The sequence below is a fragment of the Pseudomonas nitroreducens NBRC 12694 genome (genome assembly GCF_002091755.1).
GTDB classification, from domain to species: Bacteria; Pseudomonadota; Gammaproteobacteria; order Pseudomonadales; family Pseudomonadaceae; genus Pseudomonas; species Pseudomonas nitroreducens.
Genome location: NZ_BDAI01000001.1, coordinates 618609 through 636705, shown reverse-complemented (window position 1 = coordinate 636705; position 18097 = coordinate 618609). Strand labels below are relative to the sequence as shown.

Genomic DNA, 18097 nt, shown 5'->3' with positions numbered 1-18097 from the left:
CCCAGGGAGGCCGGGCGGAATGTTCCGCCAAATGGGGCGCATTGCCGGCGTGACGCGCCCCGCCCGACACCATTGCGGTGAAGGATTACCCCGAGTTCTATCGAAAGGTTCCGGGGCTGTGAATGACCAATTTGTCATAAGGACGTAACTCTTATGGGTTCAAGCCATAAGGTTCGCCCGGTTTGCAAAATGCCAGTACGGCATAACCCGCCAGGGGCGGGAGCTTGCCGAGGATCAAGAGGAATGTGTGTCTAATTGAGACCATCTCTCGTTCCGACGAGTGGGATGACTTTCTGCGACGCGAGGCCGCAGGTCGGTTCGCCGGTCCATCCCTGAAAATGAATACACGGGTCGCCTTGGTCGAATAAAAAGGTGGCCGACAAGGCCGTAAGCGGCTTTGCTGAAAGGGCTGCGGCCCGGGAACTATTTGCATGGCGGATTTGCACGATCTCTTCCTCACCTGCCCGAAAGGGCTCGATGGCCTGTTGCTGGAGGAAGCCCAGGCGCTCGGGCTGACCGAGGCGCGTGCCCAGGTTTCGGCCATTCGCGGCAAGGGCGACCTGGAGACGGCCTACCGCCTGTGTCTCTGGTCGCGCCTGGCCAACCGTGTGCTGCTGGTGCTGTCGCGCTTCCCGGTGAGCAATGCCGAAGACCTCTACCTGGGCGTCAACGCCGTACCCTGGAGCGACCACCTGGAGGCCGACGGCAGCCTGGCGGTGGAGTTCAGCGGCAAGGGCTCGGGCATCGATAACACCCACTTCGGTGCGCTGAAGGTCAAGGACGCCATCGTCGATAACCTGCGCGCCGAGTTCGGCAAGCGTCCGACGGTGGACAAGGTCAATCCGGATATCCGCGTGCACCTGCACCTGGATCGTGGCCAGGCGGTGCTGTCGCTGGACCTCTCCGGCCACAGCCTGCACCAGCGCGGCTATCGCCTGCAGCAAGGCGCCGCGCCGCTGAAGGAAAACCTCGCCGCAGCGGTGCTGATCCGCGCCGGTTGGCCGAAGATCGCCGCTGAAGGTGGCGCACTGTCCGACCCGATGTGCGGCGTCGGTACCTTCCTCATCGAGGCCGGCCTGATTGCCGCTGATGTGGCGCCGAACCTCAAGCGCGAGCGCTGGGGTTTCAGCAACTGGCTGGGCCATGTGCCGGCAATCTGGAAGAAGCTGATCGACGAGGCCCAGCAACGCGCCGAAGTCGGTCTGGCGAAGACCCCGCTGTGGATTCGTGGCTATGAAGCCGATCCCCGCCTGATCCAGCCGGCGCGCAATAATATCGAGCGCTCGGGTCTGGCTGAGTGGGTGAAGATCTACCAGGGCGAGCTGGCGACGTTCGAGCCGCGTCCGGACAAGGGCCAGAAGGGCCTGATCATCTGCAACCCACCCTACGGCGAGCGCCTGGGGGATGAGGCCAGCCTGCTCTACCTCTACCAGCATCTGGGTGAACGGCTTCGCCAGAGCTGCCTGGGCTGGAGCGCCGGGGTGTTCACCGGCGCGCCGGAGCTGGGCAAGCGCATGGGTATCCGCAGCCACAAGCAGTACGCGTTCTTCAACGGCGCATTGCCGTGCAAGCTGATCATGCTCGACGTGGAGCCGCGCCAGTTCGTGACCGGCGAGCGCGGTGAGCGTAGCGAAGCGTCACCGGTTCAGGGCGCCGCGGTGATCGAGCAGGCTCGCCTGAGCGAGGGTGGGCAGATGTTCGCCAATCGCCTGCAGAAGAACGTCAAGGCGCTGGGCAAGTGGGCGCGCAAGGAAAAGATCGAGTGCTACCGGGTGTATGACGCCGATATGCCCGAGTACGCCCTGGCGGTGGATCTCTACCGTGACTGGGCGCACGTGCAGGAGTACGCGGCACCCAAGTCCATCGACCCGGAGAAGGCCCAGACCCGCCTGCTCGATGCACTGGCGGCGCTGCCGCAGGCCCTGGGCATTCCCACCGAGCGCATCGTGATCAAGCGTCGCGAGCGCCAGGCCGGCAAGAAGCAGTACGAGCGGCAGAATGCCGAAGGCCGCTTCATGGAAGTGGAAGAGGGCGGCGTGAAGCTGCTGGTCAACCTGACCGACTACCTCGACACCGGTCTGTTCCTCGATCACCGCCCGATCCGTCTGCGCATCCAGCGCGAGGCTGCCGGCAAGCGCTTCCTCAACCTGTTCTGCTACACCGCCACGGCGACCGTGCATGCGGCCAAGGGCGATGCGCGCCGCACCACCAGCGTTGACCTGTCCAAGACCTACCTGGACTGGGCGCGGCGCAACCTGTCGCTCAATGGCTTCTCCGACAAGCAGCGCCTGGTACAGAGCGACGTGATGGAATGGCTGCGCGAAGACCGCGGCGAGTACGACCTGGTCTTCATAGACCCGCCGACCTTCTCCAACTCCAAGCGCATGGAAGGGGTGTTCGACGTGCAGCGTGACCATGTCGAGCTGATCGACCTGGCCATGGCGCGGCTGGCCAAGGGCGGGGTGCTGTACTTCTCCAACAACTTCCGCAAGTTCGAGTTGGATGAAGGGCTGTCGGCGCGCTATCAGGTCGAGGATATCAGCGCCCAGACGCTGGACCAGGATTTTGCCCGCAACAGCAAGATCCACCGCGCCTGGCGCATCACCGTCCGTTGAAGTCCCTGTGGCGCGCGGCAGGGGCCGTGCGTCGCGCGGGCGCTGGGCAAATGGCCATCGGCTGCTATAAAAACTGAGTAACCCTGAGATCGGGATTTCACATGACTCAGTTGCCGGCCTACGAGCAGTTGCCCGTTGCTCAGGGAGTCGTCAGCCAGAAGAAGGCTCTGCGCGCCGCCGGCCTGGTGCTGGCGGCAGGTCTGCTGCTGACCGCCCTGTTGGGCTGGAATGTCTGGCGTAACGCCCGTATAGCCCTCGAGCAGCAGTTCTCCCTGGCCGCCAATGAGCGGATCGACCGGGTCCGCGAGCGGTTCACGATACAGCAGAGTGAACTGGAGTCGATCCAGCGCTTCTTCGAGAATTCCAGGTCGGTCTCCAGAGAGGAGTTCGAGCATTTCGTCAGTCCCCTGCTGGGCGACACGCTGGGCTATGCCTGGCTGCCCCATGTGGCGCAGCACGACCGGGAGGCTTTCGAAGCCCGCGCTCATGCTGCCGGGATGCTCGACTACATGCTGTTCGAGCTCAACCTGCAGGGGCAGCCGATTCCCGCGCAGGTCCGGGACAACTACTTCCCTGTCCTTTATGGTGCCTCCGAGTATCTGGAGGAAATGCCGCTGGGGCTGGATCTCAACTCGACGTTGCCGGGGCGCGAGCTGACCCGGCGCGTAGTGAAGACGCGCGCTGTTGCGGCCTCTATCCCGGTAGTCCTGCCCGGCGCACCGCCGGCCGATTCCACCGGGGTACTGCTGGCGGCGCCCTTCTACCGGACCAGCGTGACGCCCAGCCCAACGGCGGAAACCCGCGTCGGGATCCAGGGCATCCTGCTGGCGGCCATCAGTTATCGGCTGCTCATCGAGCAGGGCGTGGAGGGGCGCGAGGAGCAACTGGCCCTGACATTGCGCGATTCCGGCGACCTGCGCCCGGATGTCCCCCTGTATCGAAGCCCGGTCTCCCCCGACCAGACGGCAGGACTAGTGGCCGAGCGCCACCTGCCATTCGCTGGCCGCGACTATCTGGTGCGCGTCGAGCCATCCAGCGACTTTCTGCGCCGCAACCAGGGGCATCCTCAGCTGTGGGTGATCTTCGCGGGTGGGCTGACCTCCCTGTTGCTCGCCGGTTATGTCCTGATCCTGCTGGGCCAGCGTCAGCGGGCGCTGCAACTGGTGGGAGAACGCACGGCCGAACTGCGCGCCAACCAGCTGGAGCTGCAGGAGAACCAGGCGCGTCTGCATTTCGCCATGGACAGTGCCGGTCATGGCGTATGGGACTGGAGCCTGGATAGCGGCAGCGTCTTCTACTCCCACGCCTGGAAAGCGATGCTTGGCTACCGCGACAGCGAGGTGGGCACCACGACCGACGAAAGCCTGAGTCGCGTCCATCCAGACGACAAGGCCGCACGCTGCGAAGCGTTGCGCCGGCATCTTCGCGGCGAGACTTCGCTCTACCAGAGCGAACATCGGTTGCGCTGCAAGAGTGGGCGCTGGCTCTGGGTGCTCGATCGCGGGCAGGTGGTGGAGCGCGACAACGACGGCGCGGCGCGACGCATGATCGGCACCCAGACCGACATCAGTTCGCGCAAGGCCGCCGAGCTGGAACTGGGCGAGGTGAATAGCCGTCTGCACGGCCTGCTCGATGCGGCGACCCAGGTTGCCATCGTGTCGACCGACCTGCGCGGTTTCGTGCGCAGCTTCAATGTGGGGGCCGAACGCATGTTCGGCTACAGCGCCCAGGAGGTGATCGGGAGGCCGGTGCCGGAGAACGTCTTCGTCAAGGACGAAATCCGCCGTCGCGCGCAGGATCTGTCGAGCATCCTCGGCCGTGAGATTCGCGGCTTCGAAGTGGTAGGTGCCCTGGTCGGCGAGGGGCACGAGGAGCACGAATGGACCTGCGTGCGTCGAGATGGCCGGCAACTGAAGATCAATCTGATCATCACCGGGGTGCGCGACTCATCTGGCAGTACCACCGGTTACCTGGGCATCGCCACCGACATCACCCGACGCAAGGAAGCGGAGCTGGAGCTGCGGCGCCTTTCAGTCACCGATGCGCTCACCGGCATCCACAACCGCCGTTATTTCAAGGAGCAACTGGACCAGGCCATGGCGCGCTGCTCGCGCAGCGGCGAGCCGCTGTCGCTGGTGATGTTCGACATCGACCACTTCAAGAATATCAACGACCGCTTTGGCCACGAGGCTGGGGATATCGTGCTGGTGACCTTGTGCCAACGCATTTCCCAGCGCCTGCGCAAGGTGGATGTATTCTGTCGCCTGGGAGGCGAGGAGCTGGTGGTGCTCTGCCCAGGCAGTACCACGGAGCAGGCCTGGCAGTTGGCCGAGGCGTTGTGGCAGGCATTGCGTGGTCAGCCGATGGAAGGAGTGGGTGTGGTCACCGCGAGTTTCGGCGTTGCCTCCTGGTGCCCTGGGGAAAGCGCTGATGATCTGATGCGCAAGGTGGACCGTGCGGTCTATCGCGCCAAGCGCCTGGGGCGGGATCGTCTGGAGAAGGTCGAAGCCTGATGCGAAAACCCCGGCCTGTCGGCCGGGGTTCGCGTTGGATCAGTGCTTGGTGCTGCTGTAGAGATCCAGCAGCACCTGGTCGAGGATCGACGAGGCGCCCCAGGGACGGTTGCTGTTGAGGATTGCCACCACCACCCAGGTGCGGCCGTTGGCATCGCGGCTGAAGCCGGCAAGTGCGCGCACGGTGTTCAGGGTGCCGGTCTTCACGTGGGCTTCGCCGGCCATGGGCGTGCCGCGCAGGCGTTTGCGCATGGTGCCGTCCTTCGCCACGATCGGCAGCGAAGAGATGTACTCGGCAGCGTAGGGACTGTGCCACGCGGCCTGCAGCATGGCAGCCATTTCGCGAGCGCTGACCCGCTCGTCGCGGGACAGGCCGGAACCGTTCTCCATCACCAGGTGGCTCGCGGTAATGCCCTTGCGCGCCAGCCATTGGCGGATCACTCGCTGTGCGGCTTGGGCGTCGTCCGCGTCGGCGCCGTTGCGGTACTGGCGGCCGACCGAGAGGAACAGCTGGCGGGCCATGGTGTTATTACTGAACTTGTTGATGTCGCGGATGATTTCCACGACGTCCGGCGACATGGCACGGGCCACCAGGGTGGCGTTCTTCGGCACGTTGCCCTCGCGGTCCTTGCCCAGGATGCTGCCGCCCAGTTCCTGCCAGATACCGCGCACGGCACCCGCGGTGTAGGCCGGGTGTTCGAGCAGGGACATGTAGGTCTGCGCGCTGCAGCCTTGCGGAATCTGCCCGGTGGCGACCAGCGAGGTGCCGTCGAACTGGGTCACCGGATTGAAACGCAGCTTCGGCCAGGCCGGGCAGGCAGCGGCCTTGCTCACCTGGATCTGGTTGTCGATGCGCACGTTCGCCAGCGGCGGATCCATCAGGACGGTGGCTTTGCTGCCCTCGGTGCGGATTACCAGACGCACGCTCTTCAGGTTGACCATCAGCGAGTCGGGGCCGACCAGGAACGGCTTGTTGTCGTCGCCGCCGTCGTCATTGAACACCGGCAACTGCGGAATATTGAAGTAGCTGCGGTCCAGCACCAAGTCGCCGGTGACCTTGAGCACGCCATTGGCGCGCAGGTCGCGCATCATCAACCAGAGTTTCTCCAGGTTCAGCTTCGGATCGCCGCCGCCCTTCAGATACAGGTTGCCGTTCAGGACGCCGTCCTTGAGCTGGCCGTCGGTGTAGAACTCGGTCTGCCACTGATAGGTCGGGCCGAGCATCTCCAGGGCGGCATAGGTGGTGAACAGCTTCATGGTCGACGCCGGGTTCACCGAGACGTCGGAGTTGAAATAAGTGGCGTTACCGGGGCCTTCGAGCGGAATCATCACCAGCGAGAGAGCGTCATCGGTGAGCTTGCTGGCTCTCAGCGCCTTCTGTACGCGCTCGGGCAGGGTGGTGTTGATCTGGGCAACGGCGGGTAAGGCAAAGGGCAGTAATGTGGCGAGAGCGAGGACGCGCAGAGACTTGAACATAGAAAAGATGACATCCCAGTGGTCGGGCATTGACTTGAAAAAATGAAAAGATGAAGCGCAACACTACAGTTGAAGTACTCCCTGTTGGACTGGGAGACGCGGCACATTATGCCGCAAGCCGTTCCAGTATGCGCAGGCCTTCGAGAGCCGGTCGTCTCGACGAGATACTGCGTGACTGTGCTGGCGCAAGTTGTGTATTTGGCTCGGGCACACTTGTTCGTCGAGTGGCGAAGCCCTCATGAGGAGAGATTCAGATGGCCACCCATCGTTCCCGTCGTTTACGCAAGAAGTTGTGTGTCGATGAGTTCCAGGAGCTCGGTTTCGAGTTGAGCTTCAAGTACCGCGAGGGTAAGGACGAAGACTCCATCGGCAATTTCTTGAAGCGCTTCGCCGCTGATGCTGTCGAGCCCAATGACCTTGTCTACAGTGGGTGCGATGAGTACGGCTTCATCTGCCTGGCCCGGCGTGGCTCGGTGAGCAACGAGCAGCGCGAGTTGGTCGAAGGCTGGTTGAGGCAGCAGCCCGAGCTGGCGGAGTTCACCGTCAGCCCGTTGATTGATGCCTGGTACCCGGACCAGCCGGTCAATCCGCCTGCTCGTTGAGCTTGAGGCTCTCCTCCGCTCTCAGGACCTGCATCAGTTTCCATGGGTCGAGAGGTTTCGGCAGGCAGGCCAGGATGGGCTGGCCTCGTGCTCTGAGCGTTTTTAGCTCGGCCTGCAACTCATCTTCTTCGCGGCCACTGAACAGGACTGCGTGGAGAACCCTGCCTGCGTCGGCCAGCTCGCAGGCCAATTCGATTCCATTGACGTCCGGCAGATTTATGTCGCAGAGAAGCAAGTCGAATGGTTCTCTGCGACGTGCGCACGCTTCGCGCGCTTCCGTGGCGTCCAGTGCAGGAGTCAGCCTGAAGAATCCCAAGCGGTTCAATTGCATTTGGGTGGCGATTAACTGGAAGGGATGATCTTCGACGACCAGGATGCTGAGTTTGTTGTCCTGCATGACGAGCTCCTTGAAAACTCCGGATGCAGCTGATGAACTTCGCTGATGCTTTTTCACAGGCAAGCACAGGTGTCTAATAATTTTATTTTGGAGGTTTTAGTGTGTGCCTTCATATGTGTGCTCAGGTTTTAAATATCTTCTTTGTATTTGTTCTGGGTACTATTGCGGATGAAAGGTTAGGTCGATTTCTCTGGAGCTATTTTGGCTTCTGTGTTGAGCGAAGCGTGATTGTTATCTGGTCTGGCTGATCTTCAATGGTCTCTGACTATTATCTATTGCACTGTGCCGGTTGGACTTCAACTCTCCTAGGAAATGTGAGTTTTTATTCAGTGTTCACCAGCTTTTCTGGCGAAAGTGATAATCATCAGGCTTTTCCGTGAATAACCCCACGATGGATAGAGTTTAAGTCTGGCATCTGCTGCCGCACAGGTCGCAGAATCGAACGCCTCTTCGTGTCCGGAATGGCCTAGGCAGAGGTCTTCGATTGATTTTTGGCATCCTACAGGTCGACATGGTGGAGAGGCGTATCCATTGTTGCCTGTAAACAAGAAGAAATGCATACCTGGAGCCAGCTAGATGAAGTATGCGGAGATAGTGCCGAGGTTTATCAGGGCTCCAAGTCAGATTTTCTCCTGTTTGGAGTCGGAATATTCTTGCGGAAGGGAGGCGAGTGGTGGAGCTGAGGGAGATTCTTGTAGGAATTATTTAGATGTTACGTAGGAAAACCCTCTAATGATAAATAATGAGGGTGGGTAATCTCGACAGAACAAGCTTGGCATATATCTTACGGACAAATATTAATTTCGATGGGTCTGTGGGAGGAAGCTTGATGAGCAAAGTTCTTATTGTCGATGACCATCCGGTCATTCGTATGGCAATGCGCGTTCTGCTGGAAAAGGAAGGCCACGTTATCGTCGGGGAGACTGACAACGGCGTGGATGCGCTTTCGCTTGTCAAGGATCTGATCCCCGACCTCGTCGTTCTGGATATCGGTATTCCTCGGCTCGATGGCCTGGAGGTCATCAGCCGGATCTCCGCTTTCGAGCTTCCGCTCAAGGTCCTGGTGCTGACCGGACAGAGCGCCTCGTTGTTCGCCATGCGCTGCATGCAGGCCGGAGCTTCGGGCTTCGTCTGCAAGCAGGGTGGGCTGGCGGAGCTGATCAGTGCGGTCAACGCCGTGGTTGCCGGTTACAACTACTTCCCCAGTACTGCCGTTCGCCAGACCCGCCGCAACAGCGGGCAGATGGATGACCAGGAACTCATTCAGCGTCTTTCCGACCGTGAGATGGCCGTCCTCCAGTACCTGGCCAACGGGTATTCGAACAAGGAAATCTCCGAACAGATGTTCATCAGCAACAAGACGGTCAGCACCTACAAGACCCGACTGCTGCTGAAGCTCAACGCCCATTCCTTGGTCGATCTGATCGAGTTTGCCAAGCGGAACGCGCTGGTCTGAGGTGTGTGATGTACCGCTTCCGCTTGCTCGTCAGTGTGTTGTTATTCCTCTGTTGTGGATGGGGAGTCGCGGAGCAGCACGATTGGACCGCAATGAACCTGCTGGCTCGTTCGACGGACGAGCCGGTCAAGGTGAAATTGAACGATTCAGACTGGCAATGGCTCAGGGACAAGCGCACGCTGCGTCTCGGTGTGACCGCGCCGGACTATGCACCCTTCGACATCATGGCCAGTGGCACGGATCTCGAAGGCATCACGGCAGATTTCGCAGGCGTCATTGCTGACGCGCTCAATGTCCACATCGAAGTGCGCCGTTATGCGAATCGCACCACCGCCCTGAAGGCATTGGAACAGGGCGATATCGACATGCTCAGTCGTTCCACCCGTTACGAGGCAATGCGGCCCGAAGTCACCCTGACTCAACCCTATTTTTCCAATCAGCCTGTGGTTATTGGCCCGGAGGGCGTACGCCTGGAGAGTGCTGCGCAACTGGTGGGAAAGCGCATTGCCGTGGTCAGCGACTATTTCTCCGTGGATGAGCGCGACAAATACCTTTCCGGAACCACCATCCAGAGCTACCAGTCGGTGCGTCGGGCCCTGGAGGCCGTTGCCTTCGGTCAGGCGGACTTCTACGTCGGGGATGCCTTCAGTGCTCAGTATCTGATCAGCCAGGGGTACCTGGCGAACCTCAAGCCGCTGAATTTCGCCGGCTTCGATGGCCTGGGGTTCAGCTTCGCCGTCATCTCCTCCGGGCATGAGCTGCTGGATATTCTCAACCATACCCTGGCTGCCATTCCACGCCAGACCAAGAGCGCAATCCAGCGACGCTGGAGTCCTGGCGGGGCATTCTCGATCGTCAATCAGCGACTCATCCTCACTCCCCGGGAACAGCGCTGGCTTGATCTTCATCCGCGCCCGGTGGTCGTCGTGGATCAGGCTCTGGCTCCCGTCTCATTTTTCGATGCTCAGGGGCAGTTCCGCGGCATTGCCGCGGACGTACTGGACCTCGTCCAGAGCCGCACTGGCCTCGACTTCGAGGTACGTCCTCAGCCCAGCGTCACGGCAATGCTGGAGCAGGTGAAAACGGGCAAAGCAGACATCATCTCAGCGTTGACACCGACGGCTCAGCGTGAAGAGTGGCTCGGCTTCACTCGTCCTTACATGACCGCCTCCTTCGTGGTCGTGGTGTCCGGAAAGAGTGACTGGCTACATTCGCTGGGTGATCTGGATGGGCGTCGAGTAGCGGTTCCAAAGGGCTCTGTCATCGCCGACTTTCTGCGTATGCATCATCCTCAGGCCAAACTGGTTGAGGTCGAAAACAACGTCGATGATCTGTCGATGATCAGCGAAGGCAAGGTCGATGCAGGAATTCATCTGCTGTCTTCCGCCAATTACCTGATCTCTCGCTATTACCCGGAGCTGCGTGTGGCACTTGCCCTCGACCGGGAGCCGGGCCAGTTCTCCCTGGCCGTTTCCCAGACGGACCCGGAGCTTCTCGGTATTCTGAACAAGGCGATCCTCGCCATTTCCCCCGAGGATATGAGCAACATCGTTACCCGCTGGTCCGCCAGCATGGAAAAGCCGGACAGCATCTGGCAAGGCTATCGCACGCAATTCATCCAGTTCGCGTGGGCCGCAACACTGTTGCTGCTCCTGCTATTGTTGTGGAACTGGCGCTTGTGGTTGAAGGTCCGGCACCGACAGGACTCCGAGCGCGAGCTCAATTACCGACTCGCATTCAAGCGTGCCCTGATCGATGGTATTCCCCAGCCGGTGGCCGTACGGGACCGCGAAGGACGTCTTGTCACCTGCAATATCGGATTCCTGACCGAGACCGGCATGTCCCACGACACGGTTGGCGGCACCCGAGTTGCCGATTGCTCGTGGCTGGATGCGCGCGACGCAGCCACGCTCCAGCTGATTCATCAGCAGGCTATGGAGCAGGATGGCAAAGTGGCCTCCGATCTGATGCTGCAGATTTGCGGCAATGTTCGTGAAATCCATTACTGGGCGACGCCATACCGTGGGCCCGGTGGGGAGCTCTCCGGCGTGGTGACCGGTTGGATCGATGTGACCGAGCGAGAGCGCCTGCATCACCAACTGGAGGCGGCCAAGGAGCAGGCCGAGGAAGCCAACCGTGCCAAGAGTACCTTCCTGGCGACCATGAGTCATGAGATCCGCACTCCCATGAACGCAGTGATCGGGATGCTGGAGCTGGCGTTGACTCGCGCCGATCAAGGCCACTGGGAACGCGAACCGGTGGAAGTAGCCTATGACTCTGCGCACTCGCTGCTGACGTTGATCGGTGACATTCTCGACGTGGCCAAGATCGAGTCAGGACGGCTGACCCTCCTGCCGGAGCGCGCGCACCTGCGCGAACTGGTGGAGTCCGTGGCCCGGGTGTTCGACGGGCTGGCCCGACAGAAGGCACTGGAACTGCGGCTGGAGATCGAGGCGGACGCCGCCTGTGACGTGCTCATCGATCCGCTGCGGTTCAAGCAGATTCTTTCCAACTTGGTCAGCAATGCCATCAAGTTCACCGATATTGGCCATGTGCGAATCCACGTCTCCGGAGAGAGGGTCGCTGGTGAGCGCCTGTCCCTCGAAGTCAGTGTGAAAGACAGCGGTATTGGGATTTCCGAAGAGGATCAGCGGCAGTTGTTCGAGCCCTTCAGCCAGGTTGCCCGCAGCAGCCACGCAAGTCGTGGCGGCACTGGGTTGGGCCTGACCATCTGCCGCAAGTTAGCGGAAATGATGGGCGGCACGGTGCGTATGGAGAGCCGCCCCGGCGTAGGAACGACGGTCACCGTGCGGCTGTTGCTGCAAACACTCGAGAGCCTGCCCGAAGGAGATGTGCGTCCGGCGCCGGATGTGCCGAGGTCTGTGCATTCGCTCAAGGTGCTGGTGGTCGACGACCACGCTGCCAACAGGATGTTACTGACCCAGCAACTGGAGCACCTGGGGCACCGGGTCGAAGTGGCGTCCGATGGTTCTCTGGCACTTCAGGCATGGCATCCGGGCGATTTTGATTTGGTCATTACCGACTGCAACATGCCGGTTCTCAACGGCTATGGCCTGGCGCGCAGAATTCGCGAACTGGAAGCGGAGATGGAGGCTGAGCCTTGCGTGATCTTCGGTTTCACCGCCAATGCCCAACCGGACGAGGTCGAGAACTGTCGACGCGCCGGGATGGACGATTGCCTGTTCAAGCCCATTGGTCTGGACAATCTGCGGGTACGGCTGGAAACAGTACCGAAGATCACCGCTGCCGATGACCGACCAAGAGACGCCCAGAGCAAGCGAGCCGATGGGGTTGACCTGAAGTCCCTGCGGGAGATGACCGGCGGTGACCCCGGTCTGATTCGCCGCCTGCTGGAGGAGTTGCACAGCAGCAACCGGCTCGATATTGACCAGGTTCGGCCTCTATGGGAGGCGGGTGACTGGAAGCAACTGGCGGACCTCGCCCACCGCATGAAAGGTGCCGCTCGCTTGGTCAACGCGGGTGCGCTTCAGGAGTTGTGCGGTCAGCTTGAAGGCGGCTGCAAGGATGGCCTGAGCAGCAAGGAGTTGCTCAATCGGGCATTGGCGGTGGAGCAGGCGATGGCGCTTTTGCAGGACGAACTGCTGGCGCAACTGCGGACACTCGTCGCCTAGTCGGCGCGACCGCTTCAGCTGGGGCTGGAGCGGCCGGTCATCTCGCGAGCCATCTCTGTGGCGTAGCTGTCCGTCATCCCGGCGATGAAGTCGATGACTCGAAGGAACGCGCGATAGAGCGTCCAGTCCGGTTCCGGTGCATTGTTGCCGAGCAGATCAAGGATGCGTTGGTTCTTGAATGACGGTGTACTCCGGCCGTACTGCTCGAGTGCCGCGCCGCAGAAGGAATTCAGCAGGATTTCAAGGGTGGTGTAGGCGCCGATCTCGTGCAGTGTCTTGCGCTTGTCCTGGAATATCTTTTCTCGCGCCATGGCCTTGGCTCGCTGCACGCAGTGTTTGGCGGGACCATGCATGTGCTCCACCAGGTCGCCTGGCAGGCTGCCGGCGAGCAGAGCAGGTTCCTGTTCGACGAAGGCTCGTGCGGCGGCGTTGGTCAGGTGCTCGATAGCCTTGCCGCGCAGGATGGCTAGCTTGCGCCTGCGTGAATCCTTCGGGCCAAGCTGGCGGTAGGTTTCCGGCAGGTCATCCCCCACCAGGTCGAGTAGCAGCGATTCGACTTCCGCGTAATCGAGCAACTCCATTTCCAGGCCGTCCTCCAGGTCGATCAGTCCATAGCAGATGTCATCGGCAGCCTCCATCAGATAGACCAGCGGGTGCCGCGCCCAGCGTTCGTCCTCCAATTGCGGCATGCCGAGCTTTTGGGTGATCTGCTCCAGCAACGGTAGTTCGCTGCGGTAGCAACCGAACTTGTGCTTCTTGTAGCCGAGGGAGTCGGCATGGCGTGCCGTCCAGGGGTATTTCAGGTAGGTGCCGAGGGTGGCGTAAGTCAGGCGAGTGCCACCGTCGAACTGGTGGTATTCGAGTTGCGTGAGGACGCGGAAGCCCTGGGCGTTGCCTTCGAAGTTCAGGAAGTCGGAGCTCTCCTCTTCGCTCATCCCATCCAGCCAGCCGCGCCCGGCGGCCTGCTGGAACCAGTGGCGGATGGCATCCTCGCCGGAATGGCCGAAGGGCGGGTTACCGATGTCGTGGGCGAGGCATGCGGACTGCACTATGACGCCCATGTCCCCCGGGTCGCACCATTCAGGCAGGCGATCGCGGAGGATTTCACCGACGCGCATGCCCAGCGAGCGGCCGACGCAGGCCACTTCCAGGGAGTGGGTCAGGCGGGTATGGATGTGGTCGTTGCTCGATACCGGGTGCACCTGAGTCTTGCGCCCCAGGCGGCGGAAGGCGCCGGAGAAGATGATGCGGTCGTGGTCCTTGTGGAAAGCGCTGCGGCCGAGTTCGGCGCTGCTGTGCACCGGTTTGCCGAGGCGTTCTCGAGGGAGCAGGGTGTGCCAATCCATTCTTCTTTCCACAATCGAGAGAGTTACCGGCAACGCTAGCCGTTCGTGCCGGCAATCTCAATCGTGGCGCTAGAGACCTTCGGCGTCGATGTCGATGAGCAGAAGCCGTCGGCCCTGGTCGATGAACTGCCCGGCAGTCATGCAGTATTGGTTGGTGGTGGCGTCGCGGTAGGTGTTGGAGAGTGTCAGGCGGCGTTCTTCCCAGCCTTCGGCGAGCAGTTGGTAGAAGTACGGACGCCAGGACCAGTTGTGCCCCAGGTAGCGGCGGTTTTCCTTCCAGAACAGGCCGTTCCACTCCAGGTTTGGCGAGGTCTGGGTGCCGTGGCGGTCGCACTGGTAAATGCGCAGCAGGCGGCTGAAGGACTCCGGCGCTGGTGGCAGGCTGCTGAGCATGGCGCCGCCTTCGGCCCAGGGGCGCAGCATGTTCATCAGCTCGGAGAGTTGTTGCCGCAACTGGATGAGGTTGGCGCGCTCCCGCAGTTTGCGATTCACGTAATGGTCGCGGCGCTGGGCAAAGGCGGCCCGGAAGGCGTCGCTGGCGGGAAACTCCAACGCAGGCTTGGCGAACAGGTAGCCCTGCACATAGCGCGCACCGCACTCCAGGGCGAAGTCCATTTCCTCTTCGGTTTCCACGCCCTCGGCGATGATCCAGCAGCCGGTCTTCTCGGCCATCTGCGCCAGGGCTTTCACTACCTCGCCGCTGGGGCCGCCGCGTGCTGCCTCCTGGAACAGGCGCATGTCCAGCTTGAGGATGTCCGGTTGCAGCGCCAGCACGCGATCCAACTGCGAGTAACCGGCACCGAAGTCGTCGATGGCGATACGCGCACCTGCGTCTCGATAGCGCGCCACCACTTCGGGCAGACGCTGGTGGGCACCGCCCAGCTCGGTGATCTCGAAGACCACCCGTTCGGGCGGCACGCCTTGCTGTTGCAGTTGCTTGAGGCTGGGCAGTGGCTGGTTCGGGCGTAGGCGGCTGATCCAGCGCGGCGAAATGTTCAGGCTGAGGAACCAGTCCCTGGGCGCCTCATGGATGCGGGCGAGGGCGGCATCGCGGATTTGCCGGTCGAGGCGGCGCAGTTCGGCGAGGCCGACTCGCGGGTTGAAGAACAGCGGGCCGACCGATTGCAGGTCACCGTTGTCCTGGCGCAACCGCCCCAGCGCCTCGACACCGGCGATCAGGCCGGTCGCGGTGTCGATGAATGGCTGGAAGCAGGCGATGGGTTGCCCGTCGATCAAGGGACACATCCTTAGTGGCGTGACAGGAAAGCGCCGGAGCGCTGCTCCATGTCACTTTGCAAGAATGTGGCCAGTATGGACGTCAGAGGTGCGTCGATGGCGCGGGAGGGTCCTGATGGTCGGGCTTCCTGCGCATCTGCAGGATGACTGGCGCCAGGGCGATCCCTAGCCGCAGCAGCCGTATCCAGCGACGCTTGCGTCCGAACAGGAGTGCCAGGGCTGCGGCGCCGCCGGCGCCCCACAGCGGGATATTGCCGGCCAGTCCACCACGCAAGCTTTGGCCGACATGGCGAGCCTGTTTCAGGGGTTGCAGCAGCAATTCACCTTCCTGACGAAGCTGCTGGCGTTGCATTTCCAGGCGCAGGCGGACGATGGCCTTGCGCAGCTCGGCCCGGCTCAGGTTGCGGGCGTCCGGCATTTCACTCATGGCAACAGGCGCTCCCGGTCGCGGGCCAGTTCATCGAGGGTGGCACTGAAGGGCGAGCCTTCATCGGTGACCAACAGGTGCAGACGCCACGCGCAGAGCAGGCTACCGCCGACGTAAAAGAGGCACAGGCCGATGGCGGCCTGCAGGCGGTAGCTGTCCCAGAAGACAATCAACACCAGCACCGACAGCGCAACCAGCAGGAGCAAGGCGAAGACCAGAGCGAGGCCGGCCATCAGGAGCATCTGCACGGTACGGGTCTTCTGTTCCTGCAGCTCGATGCCCAACAGCTCGACGTGACCGTGCAGCAGGCCAAGGGCTGCGGCGCCGAAGCGCCGCAGGGAAGGAGAGTTGGCCGAGGACTTCGGCCCGGCGTCCATTCCGTCGCTCATCGGTCAGCGCCGGCTGACCAGCAAGCCGAGGAGGAAGCCGACACCGGCGGCGATACCCACGGCCTGCCAGGGGTGGTCACCGACGTAGTCCTCGGTTGCGTCCACGGCGGCCTTGCCCTGGTCGCGCACGGAGTCCTTGGTGGAGTAGATGGCATCGCGGGCACGCTTGAGGCTCTCGTGGATCTGCGCGCGCATCTGGTCGGCTTCGGCGCCGGCCAGGTCGGCGGAGCTCTGCAGGAGTTTCTCGGTGTCGCTGACGAGGGCTTGGAATTCGGCCAGGAGTTCATCCTTGGCGGCGTTCACTGCGGTCTTGCGAGGCATGTGATGCTCCTTGTGCGGGTTGAGGTTCCTAGTTTTCGAGCCCCGGGGGCGGAGGAAAGTTTCTCATAAATTCACCCCGGGGCCGCTCTTGCGTGCGAGATGAAGCCTAGCTGTTGATGACCTGACTGGTGGTATGACGCTTGCATTTCTCTGGTGCGCATGGAGAGCAGAGCGCCCCACGGCGGGGCGTTTCCGGTGTCTTGACCGGCGCGGAAAATAAGCTCAAATCATTGAAAAACATAAGGAAGTACAGGAAATTGCGAAGCTGGTCGGTTGGCCTGTGGGCCAGTCTGGGTCAGCGCTCGGCTCTTCTGCGGTGCATCACTGCTTCAGCGTGGTGCGGCGCAGGGTCGCCGCGAGCCGTTTTGGTGCTTTCCCCTTGACCTCCGGGGCTGCCTGTAGCGATGGAAAACCTCAATAGTGCCGTAGAGACGCTGGTCCACGGCTCCAACACGCTGTTCCTCCTGATGGGCGCGGTCATGGTGCTGGCCATGCACGCGGGCTTCGCTTTCCTGGAAGTTGGCACGGTGCGCCTGAAGAACCAGGTCAATGCGTTGTCGAAAATTCTCTCGGACTTCGCTATCTCGGCCCTGGCCTATTTCTTCGTCGGCTACTGGATCGCCTATGGCGTGACTTTTCTGCAGCCGGCGGCGCAACTGACGAACGAAAACGGCTACGCGCTGGTGAAGTTCTTCTTCCTGCTGACCTTCGCCGCAGCGATTCCCGCGATCATCTCGGGCGGCATCGCCGAGCGGGCAAAGTTCGGCCCGCAGCTGATGGCGACCGCGCTGATCGTGGCCTTTGTCTATCCCTTCTTCGAAGGGCTGATCTGGAACGGCAACTTCGGTTTTCAGGACTGGCTCAAGGCCGAGTTCGGCGCGGCTTTCCATGATTTCGCCGGTTCCGTGGTGGTGCACGCCTTTGGCGGCTGGCTAGCGCTGGCGGCGGTGGTCCTGCTGGGGCAGCGCAATGGCCGTTATCGCGAAGGGCGCCTGGTGGCCTTCGCGCCGTCGAACATTCCATTCCTGGCGGCGGGCTCCTGGATTCTCATCGTTGGCTGGTTCGGCTTCAACGTGATGAGCGCTCAGTCGCTGGCTGGCGCCAGCGGCCTGGTGGCGGTGAACTCACTGCTGGCGATGGTCGGCGGCACGGTGGCGTCGCTGCTGGTTGGCCGCAACGATCCGGGCTTCCTGCACAACGGCCCGCTGGCCGGGCTGGTCGCCGTCTGTGCCGGTTCCGACCTGATGCACCCCATCGGTGCCTTGGCCACTGGGATGGTGGCGGGGGCGCTGTTCGTCTGGGCATTTACCGCGACCCAGGTGCGCTGGAAGATCGACGACGTACTCGGTGTCTGGCCGCTGCATGGCCTGTGCGGCGCCTGGGGCGGGATCGCCTGCGGGATCTTCGGGCATCAGGCGCTTGGCGGCTTGGGCGGTGTGAGTCTTGCCAGCCAGGCGATCGGGACATTGCTGGGAGTCGTCGTGGCCTTCGCCGGTGGTCTGCTGGTGTACGGCCTGGTGAAGTCAGCAGTGGGAATTCGTCTGACGAAGGAAGAGGAGTACTACGGCGCCGACCTGTCGATCCACAAGATCGGGGCGCTCAGCCAGGACTGATCGGTCCATGACGAGACAAAGAAAAAGCCCGGCATCCGCCGGGCTTTTTCGTC

At 61.9% G+C, this 18097-nt stretch carries 13 protein-coding genes; 6 read left to right on the top strand and 7 right to left on the bottom strand.

What is annotated here, in order from left to right; genetic code table 11:
* The first annotated feature begins 431 nt into the window (after positions 1-431).
* Together rlmKL and PNI01S_RS02955 are read left to right on the top strand one after the other, a co-directional pair.
* Positions 432-2615 carry a bifunctional 23S rRNA (guanine(2069)-N(7))-methyltransferase RlmK/23S rRNA (guanine(2445)-N(2))-methyltransferase RlmL gene (gene rlmKL / locus PNI01S_RS02960; RefSeq protein ID WP_084357401.1) on the top strand — a complete coding sequence of 728 codons (2184 nt, stop codon included), beginning with the start codon at positions 432-434 and terminating at the stop codon, positions 2613-2615.
* A gap of 101 nt (positions 2616-2716) precedes the next feature.
* Positions 2717-5128, top strand: a complete 2412-nt coding sequence (locus tag PNI01S_RS02955) for a sensor domain-containing diguanylate cyclase (RefSeq protein WP_084357400.1) — start codon at positions 2717-2719, stop codon at positions 5126-5128.
* A 39-nt stretch (positions 5129-5167) separates the two neighbouring features.
* Here the strand turns inward: PNI01S_RS02955 and dacB are convergent, their stop codons facing one another.
* Positions 5168-6604, bottom strand: a complete 1437-nt coding sequence (gene dacB, locus PNI01S_RS02950) for a D-alanyl-D-alanine carboxypeptidase/D-alanyl-D-alanine endopeptidase (protein WP_084357399.1) — start codon at positions 6602-6604, stop codon at positions 5168-5170.
* 254 nt (positions 6605-6858) lie between these two features.
* On the opposite strand from dacB, the gene PNI01S_RS02945 reads away from it, so the two are divergent.
* Entirely contained in the window at positions 6859-7206 is a 348-nt protein-coding gene (locus PNI01S_RS02945) for a YggL 50S ribosome-binding family protein (protein ID WP_024765084.1), read from the top strand.
* Here the strand turns inward: PNI01S_RS02945 and PNI01S_RS02940 are convergent.
* A complete protein-coding gene (locus PNI01S_RS02940) occupies positions 7187-7603 on the bottom strand; it encodes a response regulator (RefSeq protein ID WP_024765083.1) in 417 nt (138 codons plus the stop codon). The two genes, PNI01S_RS02945 and PNI01S_RS02940, sit on opposite strands and share 20 nt — an antisense overlap.
* Positions 7604-8432: 829 nt before the next feature.
* Between PNI01S_RS02940 and PNI01S_RS02935 the strand changes: the two genes are divergently transcribed.
* Both PNI01S_RS02935 and PNI01S_RS02930 read left to right on the top strand, forming a co-directional pair.
* Complete coding sequence (locus PNI01S_RS02935) at positions 8433-9059, top strand: response regulator transcription factor (protein WP_024765082.1); 627 nt, start codon at positions 8433-8435, stop codon at positions 9057-9059.
* A gap of 92 nt (positions 9060-9151) precedes the next feature.
* Complete coding sequence (locus PNI01S_RS02930; RefSeq protein ID WP_231387395.1) at positions 9152-12712, top strand: transporter substrate-binding domain-containing protein; 3561 nt, start codon at positions 9152-9154, stop codon at positions 12710-12712.
* A 14-nt stretch (positions 12713-12726) separates the two neighbouring features.
* Here PNI01S_RS02930 and PNI01S_RS02925 read toward each other — a convergent pair whose 3' ends face one another.
* The 5 genes from PNI01S_RS02925 to PNI01S_RS02905 all read right to left on the bottom strand — a co-directional run bounded on the left by PNI01S_RS02925 (position 12727) and on the right by PNI01S_RS02905 (position 16431).
* Positions 12727-14058: a deoxyguanosinetriphosphate triphosphohydrolase gene (locus PNI01S_RS02925; protein WP_084357397.1), complete on the bottom strand. Its 1332-nt coding sequence runs from the start codon at positions 14056-14058 to the stop codon at positions 12727-12729.
* 69 nt (positions 14059-14127) lie between these two features.
* The gene (locus tag PNI01S_RS02920; RefSeq protein WP_024765076.1) at positions 14128-15294 is read right to left on the bottom strand and encodes an EAL domain-containing protein; all 1167 of its coding nucleotides are present in this window, start codon (positions 15292-15294) and stop codon (positions 14128-14130) included.
* An 82-nt stretch (positions 15295-15376) separates the two neighbouring features.
* A complete protein-coding gene (locus PNI01S_RS02915) occupies positions 15377-15721 on the bottom strand; it encodes a hypothetical protein (RefSeq protein ID WP_024765075.1) in 345 nt (114 codons plus the stop codon).
* Positions 15718-16098: a phage holin family protein gene (locus tag PNI01S_RS02910; RefSeq protein ID WP_089285716.1), complete on the bottom strand. Its 381-nt coding sequence runs from the start codon at positions 16096-16098 to the stop codon at positions 15718-15720. Before PNI01S_RS02910 ends, PNI01S_RS02915 begins: the two co-directional genes overlap by 4 nt.
* Positions 16099-16113: 15 nt before the next feature.
* On the bottom strand, positions 16114-16431 hold the full coding sequence (locus tag PNI01S_RS02905; protein WP_045211754.1) for an ElaB/YgaM/YqjD family protein: 318 nt from the start codon (positions 16429-16431) through the stop codon (positions 16114-16116).
* A 404-nt stretch (positions 16432-16835) separates the two neighbouring features.
* Between PNI01S_RS02905 and PNI01S_RS02900 the strand changes: the two genes are divergently transcribed.
* Positions 16836-18044: an ammonium transporter gene (locus PNI01S_RS02900; RefSeq protein ID WP_024765072.1), complete on the top strand. Its 1209-nt coding sequence runs from the start codon at positions 16836-16838 to the stop codon at positions 18042-18044.
* Positions 18045-18097: the final 53 nt, after the last annotated feature.

Coding starts and splice junctions, on each gene's coding strand:
- rlmKL (WP_084357401.1), top strand. CDS start 432: ATGGCGGATTTGCACGATCTCTTCCTCACCTGCCCGAAAGGGCTCGAT.
- PNI01S_RS02955 (WP_084357400.1), top strand. CDS start 2,717: ATGACTCAGTTGCCGGCCTACGAGCAGTTGCCCGTTGCTCAGGGAGTC.
- dacB (WP_084357399.1), bottom strand. CDS start 6,604: ATGTTCAAGTCTCTGCGCGTCCTCGCTCTCGCCACATTACTGCCCTTT.
- PNI01S_RS02945 (WP_024765084.1), top strand. CDS start 6,859: ATGGCCACCCATCGTTCCCGTCGTTTACGCAAGAAGTTGTGTGTCGAT.
- PNI01S_RS02940 (WP_024765083.1), bottom strand. CDS start 7,603: ATGCAGGACAACAAACTCAGCATCCTGGTCGTCGAAGATCATCCCTTC.
- PNI01S_RS02935 (WP_024765082.1), top strand. CDS start 8,433: ATGAGCAAAGTTCTTATTGTCGATGACCATCCGGTCATTCGTATGGCA.
- PNI01S_RS02930 (WP_231387395.1), top strand. CDS start 9,152: ATGAACCTGCTGGCTCGTTCGACGGACGAGCCGGTCAAGGTGAAATTG.
- PNI01S_RS02925 (WP_084357397.1), bottom strand. CDS start 14,058: ATGGATTGGCACACCCTGCTCCCTCGAGAACGCCTCGGCAAACCGGTG.
- PNI01S_RS02915 (WP_024765075.1), bottom strand. CDS start 15,721: ATGAGTGAAATGCCGGACGCCCGCAACCTGAGCCGGGCCGAGCTGCGC.
- PNI01S_RS02910 (WP_089285716.1), bottom strand. CDS start 16,098: ATGGACGCCGGGCCGAAGTCCTCGGCCAACTCTCCTTCCCTGCGGCGC.
- PNI01S_RS02905 (WP_045211754.1), bottom strand. CDS start 16,431: ATGCCTCGCAAGACCGCAGTGAACGCCGCCAAGGATGAACTCCTGGCC.
- PNI01S_RS02900 (WP_024765072.1), top strand. CDS start 16,836: ATGGAAAACCTCAATAGTGCCGTAGAGACGCTGGTCCACGGCTCCAAC.